General features: G+C 55.4%; 9 protein-coding genes. All 9 read right to left on the bottom strand.

Annotation, left to right across the window (positions count from 1 at the left end; genetic code table 11):
* Positions 1-24: 24 nt before the first annotated feature.
* Genes ABLO27_RS04265 through ABLO27_RS04225 form a run of 9 tightly spaced genes read right to left on the bottom strand, consistent with a single transcriptional unit; the run spans position 25 to position 14,201 of the window.
* Complete coding sequence (locus ABLO27_RS04265; protein ID WP_353030700.1) at positions 25-1,905, bottom strand: serine/threonine protein kinase; 1,881 nt, start codon at positions 1,903-1,905, stop codon at positions 25-27.
* Positions 1,902-2,669, bottom strand: a complete 768-nt coding sequence (locus ABLO27_RS04260) for a PP2C family protein-serine/threonine phosphatase (RefSeq protein ID WP_353030698.1) — start codon at positions 2,667-2,669, stop codon at positions 1,902-1,904. Before ABLO27_RS04260 ends, ABLO27_RS04265 begins: the two co-directional genes overlap by 4 nt.
* A complete protein-coding gene (tagF, locus tag ABLO27_RS04255; protein ID WP_353030697.1) occupies positions 2,666-3,343 on the bottom strand; it encodes a type VI secretion system-associated protein TagF in 678 nt (225 codons plus the stop codon). The genes ABLO27_RS04260 and tagF overlap by 4 nt, the downstream gene beginning before the upstream one ends.
* Position 3,344: 1 nt before the next feature.
* Positions 3,345-6,998, bottom strand: a complete 3,654-nt coding sequence (gene tssM / locus ABLO27_RS04250; RefSeq protein WP_353030695.1) for a type VI secretion system membrane subunit TssM — start codon at positions 6,996-6,998, stop codon at positions 3,345-3,347.
* 37 nt (positions 6,999-7,035) lie between these two features.
* A complete protein-coding gene (gene icmH, locus ABLO27_RS04245; RefSeq protein ID WP_353030693.1) occupies positions 7,036-8,616 on the bottom strand; it encodes a type IVB secretion system protein IcmH/DotU in 1,581 nt (526 codons plus the stop codon).
* Positions 8,616-9,950: a type VI secretion system baseplate subunit TssK gene (gene tssK, locus ABLO27_RS04240; protein ID WP_353030691.1), complete on the bottom strand. Its 1,335-nt coding sequence runs from the start codon at positions 9,948-9,950 to the stop codon at positions 8,616-8,618. Before tssK ends, icmH begins: the two co-directional genes overlap by 1 nt.
* A 56-nt stretch (positions 9,951-10,006) precedes the next feature.
* Entirely contained in the window at positions 10,007-11,713 is a 1,707-nt protein-coding gene (gene tagH, locus ABLO27_RS04235; protein ID WP_353030689.1) for a type VI secretion system-associated FHA domain protein TagH, read from the bottom strand.
* 23 nt (positions 11,714-11,736) lie between these two features.
* On the bottom strand, positions 11,737-12,333 hold the full coding sequence (locus ABLO27_RS04230; protein WP_353030687.1) for a DUF6931 family protein: 597 nt from the start codon (positions 12,331-12,333) through the stop codon (positions 11,737-11,739).
* Positions 12,334-12,374: 41 nt separating this feature from the next.
* Positions 12,375-14,201 carry a type VI secretion system Vgr family protein gene (locus ABLO27_RS04225; protein ID WP_353030685.1) on the bottom strand — a complete coding sequence of 609 codons (1,827 nt, stop codon included), beginning with the start codon at positions 14,199-14,201 and terminating at the stop codon, positions 12,375-12,377.
* Positions 14,202-14,555 lie beyond the last annotated feature (354 nt).

Below are 14,555 nucleotides of genomic sequence, written 5' to 3'. Positions count from 1 at the left end.
AACCGACTTCGGAACTCAAGATGTTCAAGGGGTTACTTTGACTGTCGTCGCGGTTGCTCGCAAGACTGTTGCGCTCTGCATCAAGTCACCGAAGAAAGTTTTTGCCTGTTTTTCCTTCCTCGCGGCAATCTGCGAAGGCATATCCGGCCCAACCAAAGCGATGACGAGACCGGTTTCTTCTACTGGCGTTGTCAGGTTCAAGGGCACGACAAACCCCGCTCCGCCGTTATCGGTTTGGAGGAAGGGAGACAGGTTCACAACCTCTCCCTTGCTACCGACAAACAGCAGACCGAGCTCGCCTGCCTTCGGTTTGAAGCCCGAAATTCGGCCGGCCATGTTGCTGCCATTCGGAACAACGGTGCGCTGCATATCCAACTGTAACTTGGTTTTGCCGCTTCCCTGCGGTGTTGCACGCAAAAAGGCGATTGCCGGGCACTGGGCATCGCTTACCAGGTTGACCTGAATTTTGGCTTCGAAGCCTTGTGACTGCGTGAAGTCACTATCGAACGCGATAAAGGGGGGCGTCCTTGAGGCAAAACCCTCGATTTCGGCCGAGCGACTCGCAATCTCGATCGGCTGAAGATACATGCAGTCTCCTGCCTGATAGCTACTGATGAACTTTCGAATTCGATCTTCCGGGGAAAGCGGCTCTTCCACCTTGATTTCGTTGGGGGTGACAGCAGCGAGTTCTGTTTCTGCCTGATCACCCTTCGCGGCAAGCTGTGTATCTTCTTCAGGCTTCTCAGTTTTTGGAGGTGTCGGTGAGGTGATCACCGGTTCGCTAGTACCTCCCCCCTCCTGAGCCTGCTCCTCTTTGGCCGATATTTCCGGTGCAGAAGGTGCGTTTTCACGTGGCTCTGCAACCAATACAGGTTTTGAATCCTGTTGCGGCACGGTCTGATCCGCCAGGAAATAAACTCCTCCAGCGCCCAGCCCGGCAAACCCCAGCAGCGAGGCGGCGACGAGAATTCGGCGCCCCCATCTGACAGGAGGTCTCTCCAGTTCAGTCTCCCTATCTTCCTGCATCGGCAATGGGGCTTTGATGATCGTCCGATCCGTAATGCCGCTGCTCATGGGCGCACCAAGTGTCCACTCAGCGACTGCGGACATGGATGAGGGACGGTTGGCGGGATCCGGCTGCAACATCGCCTCAAGAAGCGGGCGAAACCGATTGTCTATTCCTTCCAAGGGCGGAATCATGCGTCGCTTTTCAACGATCTGTGCCTGCGATCCCCCCATATCGATCTGCTTGCCTGTCAGGGCTTCCGCAATGACCAGACCAAGCGAATAGACATCGCTTCGCTGCGTCACCTTGCCGTCGAATATTCCGACCTGTTCAGGAGAGACGTAGTTCACCTTGCCGGCAAAACCGTCTCCGATAATCGTCGGCCCACCCGTATTCGCTCGGGAAATGCCAAAATCGATGATCTTCGCCTGACCGACGTCTCCGTTCTGGAGAATGATGTTGTCCGGCGACAGATCGCGGTGAATTACTTCCCTGTCGTGGACAGCCTGCAAGGCGGAGGCAAGGCGCTTGAGAAGCCGATAAACCGCTTCTGGTTCCAGCGGGCCTGATTCAAGTCGCGTACTGAGCGACGGACCTTCAACGAACTCCATCGCCAGGTAATAGATGCCCAGGTCCGGTTCCTTCGCGAAAACAAAGTACTGCGTCAAGGCATCGTGTTTCAGCTTTCGCAAGATCTTGGCTTCGCGCTTGAACAGGTCCAAGATCATTGCGTCCCTGGCGAAGGTGGCAAGCAGCACCTTGATCGCAACCGGATCTCCGCTCTCAATATCCCTGGCTCTGTACACCGTACCAATGCCACCGTCGGCGATATGCTCAACGATCTCGTACAGATTGTTCAGACGCGTACCGGGAGGAAGGAGATGGTCTGAAACATTCATCGAAGAATGGCTCCTTCTCCTGAACCGACACCATCGATATCGACAATGACCACGGTTACGTTATCCGACCCACCGCACTCCAGCGCGCCATTCAACAAGTCTCTGGCACTCGAATTTGGCGCGGCAGTCATCAGGAACGTTCCTATCGTTGCATCGTCCAAGTGCCCCGTCAGACCATCGGAACACAACAGAAAGCGATCGCCTGAACGCAGATTGCCTGACACCAGTTCCAGCTCCAGGTCAATGCCTGATCCAATGGCCCGAGTGATGACATGGCGGCGCGCGTAGTTTCTTGCTTCTTCGATCGTCAGAACGTTCTGGTCCACAAGTTCCTGTGCTTCCGTGTGGTCTGTCGTCAACTGTTCAAGTCGGCCGTTGCGAAGGCGATAAACGCGGCTGTCCCCTGCCCACAAACAGGCAAAATTGCCGCCAAATGTCAGAAGTGCGGCAATGGTCGTTCCCATGGCTGCGCCATTGGCTTGCTGCGATGCGTGCTCGATCTGCTCCTTGGCAAGGATAACCCGACCTTCGAACTGCTCAAGAAGGTCTTCGGCGCTTCTGGGGACATGGATCGTATTGAGGGCATTTTTGACCAGACCGGAGGCAAGTGCCCCATCTTTCATCCCACCTGCCCCATCCATGACCGCGAAGACACCTTTGCTCTCATCGACAAAATAAGCATCCTGGTTCTCCTCGCGCACCCTTCCGACATGGGTGAGCCCCACGGCATACCCACGAAGCAATTCACTCGCCGTCTGGTTCATGTCCGATGGTCCTCCGACTGAAATTGCCCGTCGTGGATTCCTGCCGCCTCTGATTGGCTGCTGTTTTCTGGATGATGTTCAGGCAACAACAACCATTGAAACTCCTCCGCATGAGGCAGACCTGAGCACTCAAATGCGAATTGAACATCGGCCGACTTGCACCAGAAGACGGATCGCAAAACATGCACCTCGTCCGGCCTGGCACTAAGTTCAGTCGACTGTCGTGAATTCATGAGGGGTACGGCAGCTTCAGGACGCGCAAGTCCTGCCACCAAATTTTGAAAGTCGGAAAGGTCGACGCCTTCTTCCAATGTATGCAGGAGAATGGCCTCGGCGCTGGAATACCATTCTTCCGGTGCAACACACTCGTCTCCGTTTCCTGCCAATTGTACAACAATTGTCAGGGGAAACTCGCGGCCTACCTTGTCCACGCACGGCATCAGGGCACCGGTCACTCTTTCTTTAAAAGATCCACCGGGTTCAGGAGATGAAAACCAGAACCTCCAGACGGGCATGGTCATGTATGCCTCCTGCCAGGCGTCTTTCAGATCGAACCGAGAGCGAGCGAGCCCCTCCATCAGGAACGGTTCCCACGCTTTCAAAAAACCAGCCGGGCACCCCTTGGTCACAAAATCTGAGCGCGCCGGCAATTTGCCAAAGTATCCGGCAGTCATGTCAAAAACTCGTTGGACAGCTGAAGTCGCCGACCGCGGACAGGAAGAACGGATTGGGCTTGGTACGAAGCGTCACCGTGAATGCGACCTGCCGCCCTCCCAAAGTCTTGCGGACGACAAACTTGTTCTGACCGGAACTGACCCTGTTCGCGCGCACGAACCGATAAAACGCCCAGTCTCCGTGAATTTCCTGCCGGGAACGATAACCGGGCACTTCGGGCTGTATCACCAACACGACGCGTGGCGTTGCTGTGTTGCTCGGCCAATCGAAACTCGCAGGAAGCGGCTCGATCTCTGCATTGAACCCGGGGCCACGGGTGACAAGCACCAGATTGCCATTCACCTCGAGACTGGCCGCATCCGCCTGTTGCGACAACGCCCGCGGTACGACCTGCAATCCTATTGAAGGAAACGCATTTCCAGTTGGAAAGAACGCCTGCTTGATCAGATCCGCTCTTTCAAACTGTCTCAATGTCGCGTTTGAAAGGCGATCCGCCTGCGTGACTTCGGGTTTCCAGCTCCAGGGCCTGGTCGACGTATCAACCAATCCCTTCAGGTTCTGATCGAAGAACTGTTGCATGATGCCCGTGGGCGAAAACAGCTTTGCGAATTCAGTCATCGCAACTTCGGACCGGCCATTCGTAAACGGATAATTCCGGCCAACGATGCTCCGACATGCATCAACGACTTGCGACTTCAGTTTTTCGTTGAGTTGAGTAATCGAGGTTTCCTTGTACTCCTCGTCGAACTCCTTGGATGCTCGCAGCAACAGCTTGTCAAACGGCTGCGGGAAACGGGTTGCGTTGCTTCTCAGAAGCGATGCCTGGATCTGCACGTTCGAGTTGGCGGTCTCGCTTTGCAGCGGGTTGTTGGCGACAATCAGAAGGTTGTCCAGGATGTTCTTGAAGTTGAGTAACAAGGCATCGATCTTGCGACTGTTCTCGCCCTCCACCAGCACGTGATAGGGCCGAAAGTGGTCTTCGATCGACTTACCGGGAATGATGCCTGGCCCACCTGTCCCTGTCGCAGCTCCCAACGCACCTGATACACCATCGGGCGCAAGGGCCTTAAGCCCCGCCTCCAATCCGATCCGCTTCAGGCCACCGGAGGTATCCAGCACATATCTTTGAAAGACCTTTTGGGCAGCTTCCGTGCCGGCGTCCTTGGCACTGGTCCCGGAAAGAGAACCGGCGAGCCCTTCAGCAGACACATCTTGTGTCAGAAGTGTCTCACCGCGAATACTTTCAAGAAGTTGCACAACCGGTGACGTCGGCGCTGAAACGGCCTGCAATGTGGTGTAAAGCGGCTTGTCATTGCGCATCGACTTGAATTTCAGATTTCCAAGTGCCTGCTCCCATGCCGCAATGAAATCTCTCGTGTAGAGCGTCAGAATTTCCGCAGGAAGCGACTGATACTGATCGGCAAAGGCATCTGCCTGACCTATGTCTCCGAACACCCATTGATCGCGTTCAAGCTCTTCACGAATTCCGGCAAGGTTGGGAAGAACGGACAAGTGGAAACCGGGATATGTAAAAAACTTGTCGACCACGACCGTATCGAGCGTATCGCCATTTTCGGTTTCAAACACGGTCTCCATGTCCGGCCCACCGCGTTGTTCAGCTATCCAGTCCTCACTTGCGAGGCCCTTCGCCCGAGACTTCAGCAGCGCATAACCTCTCTCGGCCAGGCTAACCCGGGCAAGTTCCCGCTGGACTTCAGCAACAAGCACTCCATCCAACTGATCGGTCAGGACATTGCCGCCGAAATCCATGTCCAACATGGCCGATACATGGGTATTCAGTTCATTTCGCAGCACTTCCCCCTGAGCGCTCGGGAAACTTTGCAAAAAGTCTGCCCGGAACGAATTCCTGATCTGATCCTTATCGATTTCGGGCGCATCTCCGGCGACCATTCTGTAAAGCTTGGCGAGGTTGTAGAGGGTATCGACATCCTGACCGCCCGGCCCCGTCCGGTTGTCCAGAACTTCGGTCATCTGCTCTTCGATCCTGAGCAGCAGGCGCGGGCGCAACAACCGTTCCAGTCCGCTTCGATAGGAAGTGATGCCCGCTGCTTCCAACCGTTCTCTTTGGCTGAGACCGAACTGTTCCATCAAGGGCGTCGGATCGTTCCGACTATCGTAACCGGCCGGCAGTCCCCGCAAGAGAGACAGAATGTACGCCGTATCGCGCAGGCTATCATCGCGCACGATCCTTTGATCCAGAACACCTTCACCTTCGGCACTGACAGAAGCGACAGCTTTCGCGGTTTCGTCTATTAGGGCCCGGTTATTGAGATAACTGATCCCCCAAAGGCTGCCGAGACCAACAGTGATCAGCACAATCGCCGCATATGCCGCAACTCGCGCGGCCGTCGCCATTCGCACCGCCTGACGGTTGTGCGTTACCCAACCGGCTTCGCCGATGATCACCTTGTTCAACAAGTCTCGAAGGAAATAGCTCTTGCCCTGACCCGACAAGGCCGCTGCCTGATAGGCGGTCCCAAATGCCTGGCTCATTGAGCCGATCACCCGGTCGATTGCGGTTCCGGTCTGCGTGCCTGAGGTAAAGTAGAACCCGCGAAGAACGGCGTTTGGGTAATACCTGCTTGGCTCGAAGACCGCATTCAAAAACCCCGAGACCCGGTCCTTCAACGCCGCAATCTGGGTCGGAAATCCGAACAGCATCAAACGCGCTCTTGGGTCAGGCTCTTCTTGAAGCCTGTCCGCCAATTCCTCGTTCAACCGCTCGACCAGAAGGTCGAATTCCGCAGGCGTGTCGGCGACCATGTTTTTGGTCTTTTCCCGTGTCTGGAAGGTAGCTCCCCAGACGAGATTCCGACGGCTTTCCGGATAAGACCCGAAAAACTCCATAAATCCGGCGACCGTGTCTGCCTTGGTGAAGATGACATAAACCGGGAAATCGATTTTCAGCGTCTTGTAGAGCTCAATCAGACGTGACCGAATGGCGTCTGTGTGCTGTTTCAGCTCCGCATCAGACAGCGTCATCAGATCTTCCAGACTGATTGAGACCATCACACCATTGACCGGCTGGCGCGGGCGAGCCTTTCGAAGAATGTTGAGAAAACCAAGCCAGGCTTCGCGATCGTGTTCCTGGTCGGAATCCTGAGTGGTGTAACGTCCGGCCGTATCGATCAGAACAGCATTTTCGGCAAACCACCAATCGCAGTATCGTGTTCCGCCAAGGCCTTCCAGCTTCTGTGCTTCGCCTTTGCCTCTGGCATTTGCGAACTTCAGACCGGAATGCATCAAGGCTGTCGTTTTGCCGGCCCCTGGAGGACCGATCATCAGGTACCAGGGCAGATCATAGAGATAGGTTCTTGTATTGCCACTTGCGGTCTTGAGCGTCTTCAGCGCGTCCTTCATGCGTTCAGACAGGATCTGAAGGTCTTCCTCACTTGCCTTGGGTTCCAGAATTTCGCGCTCCAACGCACGGTTGGCGGCAATTCGTTTGTAAATCCGGTAGGCGGTCCATCCACCGATTGTGATGACAATGAGCAGGACCAGAAGCAAACGCACCCACAAGGGTTCAAATGGGCGCACACCGGCAATCGCAAGGAATGGTCCTCCGAACCATATCAATGCAGCCAGGGCAAGAATGCCTATCAGAACCGCCGTATTTCCGAGCCAGAATTTCATGGATGTTGCCTTGTTCCTCGGTTGCCCCGGAATTGGTTCAATTATCGATCACCAGCCCCTTGGGCGGCGGTTTCAAAAAGACTTCCACACGACGATTGAGCGCTTTGCCCTCCCGATTTGTATTGGGAGCAATCGGTTCGTCCGCTCCCCGCCCCTCGACCTGAACGCGATCAGGTGCCTGCAAGGTGGACTGCATCACTGCAGCCACAGATTTCGCCCGTTCAACGGAAAGATGCCAATTCGAAGGAAATCGCGGATTGTTGCGGATCGGGTCGCTGTCGGTGTGACCGACAATGAGTATTTCACCATCGACTTCATCAAGTGTCTTGCCGACTTGTTCCACCAGCAACTGGAATTCGGGACGCAGCGTTGCGGCCGCTACATCAAACTGCGCCCGCATGCGCAACATGATTGCCGGACCAGCCTGCGCAATCTCCAGACCCTCCAGGCCCGCGAGCTGCGCTGAAAGCGTATCGATCGGAGCATCATCAGCAGGTGGCAATGGCGGGGGTGGCTTTGGTTGATAGCCTTCACGGGCCAGTTCGACCGGCCCCGTGGGATAGAGCGCGGTGGCCCGGCTGGCGACAACCTCGCTGCCGCTTGCAAGCAGCAGCATCAAGGTCACATAACCGCCAAGCAACAGAGCAGCCGCGACAGCAGCCACTGACCAGACCGGAACGGAAAATCGCGTCCGTTTCTGCAGCAGTTCAAGGCCGCGCCAATGCGGTGACAGGTCATCTCCGGGGCGGGGACGGACACGTCGCAGGATTTCATGAAGGTCCCGGCGTTCCCTTTCCAGTCCCTGTTGCCCTCCCTGAATGGCCCTGTACTTGCCGTAGAAGCCCAGAGACAGACAGGCATGCATGACTTCCAGGACGCCGTAATTCCTTCCCGGATCCTGCTTTGCCTTTTCCAGCAACTGGAAAAACTCGACGCCTCCAGTTGCCTGACCGAAAAACTGCGTCAGCATCGAATACTGTGTCCACTGATGACGCCCGGCCGACGGCAGGTTTTGAACAATGTCATCCGAGGTTGCGCACAAGGCATAGGCAGCAGAGCGGATCTGGTCATCAGTGATTCCGGCGCTGCGCAACTCCTTTTCGAAGGTCTTGATGGCGTTGTAGACGTCTCGCATCAGAGCATCGAACTGCGCATCCGTCATGGTCAGATGCAATCTTCCAAGCAGAAGGAGAAGCGGTGCTGCTGCACGGGAGACGGGATTTCTGTTTGCGACACGGATCTGGTTGATATCCGGAGTTTGCGCCAATTGACCGGCGTTCCCCGGTGCCGCTGGCGGAGGTTCTTGCTGTCCACTCTCCGGAGGTGTTCTCAAGTCCGGCGCTTTTTGCTGCCCGTACTCGTAACCCGTCGGGGTCGGAGCATATGGATCCTGTCCCGCGTTGCCACGTTGCCAGGGATCCGGCGAGGATGCCGGGGCAGAAGGTTGTCCGGGAGGCACGTTTCCAGGAGTGGATTGAGCGGGCGGAACTGGAGTTTGCTGTGGAGGTTGAGGCGCATCTGCCGGCTGAGTCTCGCTCCACCGCCCACCAGGGTTGGGTCGGACGATTGTCTTGCCCTTTCGCTTGGAGACACCAAAGGGATCGTCGTTGTCCGACATCAGCGCCCCTCCCGAATGGCATAAAACTCGAGCTGCAGGTCGGGCCAGTTCCCGGAAAACTGCAATCCGACGGCAGAGTCCTGACTGAACTCACGCCACAGTGGCGTTGTCTTGTCCAATCTGAAATAGACCCGGTCAGTCAACGCACGAATTTGCGCAGGCGGAACCGGCATATGGATCAAGGGAATTCCGGGCAGATTCGAATAAACGATCTGGCGCATCTGGCCGAACGGCCCGACCTTGAACAGCCGTGGAAACTCGTTCTGAATTTCGGTAAGCGGACGCCGGGCTGCGACCTCGAGAACGAAACTTGCTTGTGTAAACAGGTTGCGGTCCACGATCGTCGACTTGAATGCATTCGGCGCGAGCTGTTCGAGCGGCAGGCGAATTGCCCTGCGATCATAGCCAGCGGAAAGGAATGCCTGGATGTCGGCCAGAACCGGTTTGAAAACCTCATGCAGCTTGTCGTGATCGTAGATCGGATAATTTCTGGCGCGGCGCTCTTCCGTTGCAAATGTCGCGAGCTCTCCGGCAAGCTGAAGAAACTCTGAGTAAAGCCTCTCCGGATGCACATATCCCGACTTCCGCAAATGCATCAGTTGAGGATGAATCCGGTTCAACATCTGCAGGGTCAGGTAGTCGAAATTCTGCAACCCACCACCCGCCGATGTGTCCGCGGCGTAGCGCGCGAGTTCGCTCAGCTTGCGCTCAACCCAGCCAATCACGGAATCAATCCATCCTGTCACAACGGGATGGACGTGACACGCAAGCACCGGCGGCGCGAAGGTTCCGTCGGTTATGACGATGCGATCCTTTATTTCAGTAATTCGGGCAACCGGCAGACACACCTGACCGGGATGCGGCGTCGAACGAATGGAATAGGTCAAACGCGGATGTGCAACATCGATTTCCTCTTCCTGTCTTATCGCAGACGTGGAATCGATGATCGTTTCCCTCCCCTGAACATATCGGGTAGCCGCATCATCTCGACCGTTGGCTACTTCCACAGCATTGACCGTAGTCTCGGGAATGCCAAGCCAGACGATCTGCCCGGCCGCGTCTTCGGGAACATCGATTGCAGGCGGCGGTGTACCATCCGCCGGGAAATTGAACGCCGTTCCATCCGGAAAGATCCCCCGGCCGTGGCGAAGCGCAAACCGGCATTGCTGGCCGACATCCTGATCAATTTCGATGTCGGAAAAACCCCAGGGATAAGGAGAAGCAAATCGCACTCTCTCATCCAGCAGGTGTTCCACATACCGGTCACTCTGCTGAAGATGATGCGGCCGCAAAAACAGGCCTTCGGTCCATGCAACCTTGCTATACCACGACATAAAGGCACTGCTCCTCATTCATGACGCGCTTTCGCGCGATTTCAGTTCAAACTTCCTTATTCAATCTCACCGCCGGTCAATTCCGCGCCGTCGCTGCTCAATTCCTCATAGCTTTCGGTAAAATACTGAGTGAATACGCCGACCAACCCGTCGTCATAGGCCCCCGACAGAGATGTCCAGCGCTCCTGCATCCGGTCCCAGAGCTTTGCCTTCTGGTTGCCGAACGCACTTTTCGAAATCTGGCCCTCACCTTCGATTGCACTGGGCGACAGTGTCGCGTCGAACCGTGCTGCTGCCTTCTGCATGGCTGCGTAGGTCCACACGTGATGTTTCTGTATGTCCTTGAAGGCCAGCGTCATTGCCTTTGCCAACGGCAGGTAACCGTTTTCTTCCGCGTTCTGCCCCAACATGGTCTGGAGAGCCATTTGAGGTGTTGGCGAGAACTTCAAAGCATTGTTGCCGCTTCGGCTGATCAGCGTGCGGTTGGCGTTGCGCGTCATTGCCTTGACCTGACTGCGCGCCTGCAGGAGACCCATCAGATCCGACGTCATCTCCTGAAGTATGCCGCCAAGCTCACGCGCAAATTCCTCAGGCTCTCTTCCATCAAGGACACTGACCGGTATTCCGGCTCCTTCCGCGAATGCCTTCAGGATGTCGACATTACCCGCAGAAACACGCTCGTTCGGCGTTTCGTCTTCAGCATTCGGTTGCGAATTTTTCTCTGGCACGACTGAGACTGGCGGCATTGCGGAAGCGCTTTGTGACACACCTGCTTCTTCAGTATGTGCTGCAGATGGTTCGTCTTCAGGAGATTGCTCAACGTTCTCGGGGCGCGACCAGTCGGGGGCTTCCGGAAACGGTGATGCGACTTCGCGAGACGGCGGCTCTGCGTTCACGACATCGACCAAGACCTCTTTGCTCTCGGAAGGCTCGCCCGCCAGGTCCGGCATCTTGAACAGGGGTTCAGGTGCGTTGGCTCCACCGATATTGACATCAGAAGCCGGTTGATCTGCGGACACCGCACCCGAGCGCTGAGGCGATGGTCTATCCACTACGGCAGCTGGTTCTTGCAGGTGCGGTTGCTGAGCAAGGTGATCGAGGGGATCAGCCTGAGCAGGTCGCGGAGCGTTGCCAGCGGCCGAGGGAGATTGTGGATCGTAAAGCGCAGGGTCAGAATGACCCCAGCCGTGTCCCTGAGAGCCCCAGACATCATCAGCCGGAGTGCCGACACCTGGCGTAGCTGAAGGTGGCGCATGGCGCCCTTCCATGCCGACGGAAGGTGCCCCCCAGGGATTTCCTTCGCTTGGTGAGCCCGCTGAGGGCGGTTCGGGCCAGGACGATTGCATAGGCGGTGCCGGAGCTACGGCCGCAGGACTATCCCAAGGTTGAGACTGGGACTGATGTGAAGTGGCATGATGACCGATTGAGCCAGCACCAGCGTTTTCCTCCACTTCCAGGGAAACTGCGATGACATAGTCACCGATCATGATCCGGTCGCCTGACCTCAACACGTGCGCTCTGTCCAGGCGGTTTGGACTGCCGTTCAAAAAAGTGCCGTTTGTCGAAATGTCGTAAAGGACAAACTGACCGTCTTCGAAGCGGATCTCGCAATGCTTGCCGGAGATAATTCTTTGAGGGTCCGGTAAACTCCAGTCGAGATGTTCATGTCGGCCAATATCGAAACCCCGGTCGGTGCAGCTGTAAGACACCTGACCACCAGTCTCTAACCGGTCCACGTTTTCTATCTGGAGTGTGATGCGCATTCCCGCAGTTCCCCCCCAAATATCTAGGACTGAGCCGAAGGCTGTCCAGCAACACTGACAGACGGCATATTTCCGCCTCCAGCGAAGGACAAACCTGCCGAAAGGCAATCACCGAGAGCCTTGTCGCGTTCTTCCGGCATGAGGGCGCCAAGAGCGATCAAAATGGCTGCATTCACGGCTTTCGCTGTCAAGCCTTCCGGCATCTCAACTCTTTGCTCCGGAAGGGGCGACAAAGATCCGCCCGACCAGCCTGCTGCCCGGCCGATCCAAACTGAAGCGCTGTCTGCACTGGTTTCCTCCGCAGCCGCATGCACCTTTGCACGGGCCTCTTCATCTCCTTCCCGCACCCAATTCTCGGTAAGAGCGAGAAGTTCCTTGTCGTTTTCGCTCTGATTCCGGTCCAGCCCGGAAACACATTTCATTCCCCACCAGACGGCTTCACGCTTCGGGAGCGCGTGCGCGAAATAGTCGAGCGCCATTAGCGGGGCATCACTCTTTTGCAGCTCCACGACATAATCTTCCGGGCCGACCAGCGCTGACGGCGCATGAACCGATTCATTCAGGTCCGGGTAGGCTTCAAATACCTGTATTGCCTTGGTAAAGCGGATACGAGATCCCATCAGATTCATTCCCTAGCCTTCACTTACGCTCTACTTCCTCGTCAGTTGATCAGAACAAGTCCACCGCTCAATTTCAAAAGTGCACTGCCTTTCACATCGGTCATTGTACCTTTGGCCGTCAGTTTACCCGAGGCAACGACGTCAATCATCGGCGAAGAAATCTTGATCGAATATGGTGTCATGACGATCTTGCTGGCGCCGCAAATGAACTCGATCTTGGTTCCCGCGGTCACCTTCCAGTTCATGCCGATTTGCTCTGTCGTATTCATGCCGACTTTTTCAGTTCGATCGACGTCGATTTTGGTATCCCGGCAGTTCTTGACGTGAAGCGTTTCGTTGTTTTCGATGACCGTATCCATGTCCTTTTGAGCATGAATTCCGATCTGTTCCTGACCTTTCGAGTCATCAAGGACAAACTCGTTGTACCCGCCACCGCCAACCGTCGAGTCGGACTTTATACCGGCTTTGTTTTTGTCTCCGGGAAGAGAGTAAGGCGGCATGTTTTCTGCATTGTAGACTGTGCCGATCACAATCGGCTGGTCCGGATCACCTTCCAGGAACTGAACAATCACTTCCTGTCCGACACGCGGGATATAGACCCCGCCCCAGTTCTTGCCCGACCAGACCTGAGCGACCCGCACACGCCGGGACTGGGTCTTGTCTCGGTCCCAGTGAAATTCGACCATGATCTGACCATACTCGTCGACATCGATCTCTCCCTGGCCAACGACTTTCGCCGTTTGCGGACCGGGAATATAAGGTTTCCTCGTGGTCGCAGGTGTCCTGAACGGGATGTCGACTGAAAGGACATCATAGGTTCCGGTATAGGCTTCGCCCTGTGCGCCGCCGCTTCCGGTCCTGTACTGTTCGGCGATGATCTGATGGCTTGCCCTTACAACAAGATGTTCCTTGTTTTGCGGGCCATGGGGATGGTCTTTCAGCGTGAACAGGCCACCTGCATAAAGTCTTGGAACTTCGCCAGCAGTTTCGACACGTCTGTCGGCAGCTTGTTCCGCCTCCAGGCGGATGTTGCTGTACTTTGTTCCCTTGTCTTTTTCCGTATACCGGCCTGGATAGTCATAGTGCTCCAACGACCCTGCCCTGTATGCAGATCCGGCATCCTTGTCAGCCTCCAGAGACGCGCTCGGCTTCTCAAAGTCATAGTCGTTGACTGCAAACTTGCCGGTGCGAAACTTGCGGCTCGGTATCCAGTGGTAAAGATGCTCCTCGTCCCTCTGGCTCTCACCTCCGATCGGGATGAACGGAATTGATGGATCGCCTTCTATCGCACTGTAGGACGACTTGGCGTCCGCAAGGATCATCGTGTGTTTGCCGTCCTTGTGCTCAAAGAAATACGAGATCCCGAATTCTTCCATCAGGCGCCGGCAAAAGTCGTAGTCCGACTCCCTGTACTGCACGCAATAGTGAATCGGATCGTAGCTTTCCGTGAGTTTCTTGCGGTGATCGGCAAAGTCGTGCGCGCCCAGAACTTCCGAGATAATGTCTGGCGCGGACTTGTCTTTGAAAATTCTGCAGTTGGCGTTTTTCGTCAGCAACCAGAACCATGGACGCAAGGTCAGCTTGTAGACGTAGTAAGCGCCGCGGTGTCCCATCCACCTGGCATCGGTCAACAATCCGTCGAAGTAGCGGGTATCTCCCTTGTTGGTCGCCACCTTCACCGTCATATGGGTGGCAATCGCACGATCGAAATCCAGGTCTTCCTGCTGACTGACGACTTCGAGACGGATTTCAAAATCATCGCTCAAACCTTCGTCGCATTCCACTGTGACCAACGAAAGCTCATCCTTGCCAAAGACCGAATTCAGTTCGGCCATCCGGTTTGCTTGTCTGAGTTGTCCTAGGGCCACGAAGTTCTCCTCGGAAGTACGACGGTTTCTGTCCAGGAACGATAAAACAGCGTTCTCCAGACAGTTCCTAAGGCGTCTCCGCAAAAAATAATGTGCTCAACAACACAATTGTTGCAAATACTTTAAACACCATCCACACTCACGACCAAGCGTAGAACTCATCTTTCCGCAATTGTATAGTTAATTTATATCTTTCGAACTGAACTATTTAACCTGCTCATTATAGTCGTATAAGCCATATTCACTTGCCAATTTCATTGAACAAGCCATACTGATATCAAATCGCACTTTAGTGACTTTCGCCACATAAATATTTTCCAGATATGGCACGATGATTTTTGAAACTTGATGCGA

Origin of the sequence: Roseibium sp. SCP15 (assembly GCF_040329435.1) — a bacterium.
Lineage (GTDB): Bacteria > Pseudomonadota > Alphaproteobacteria > Rhizobiales > Stappiaceae > Roseibium.
This window is presented reverse-complemented; position numbering and strand designations above follow the sequence as displayed.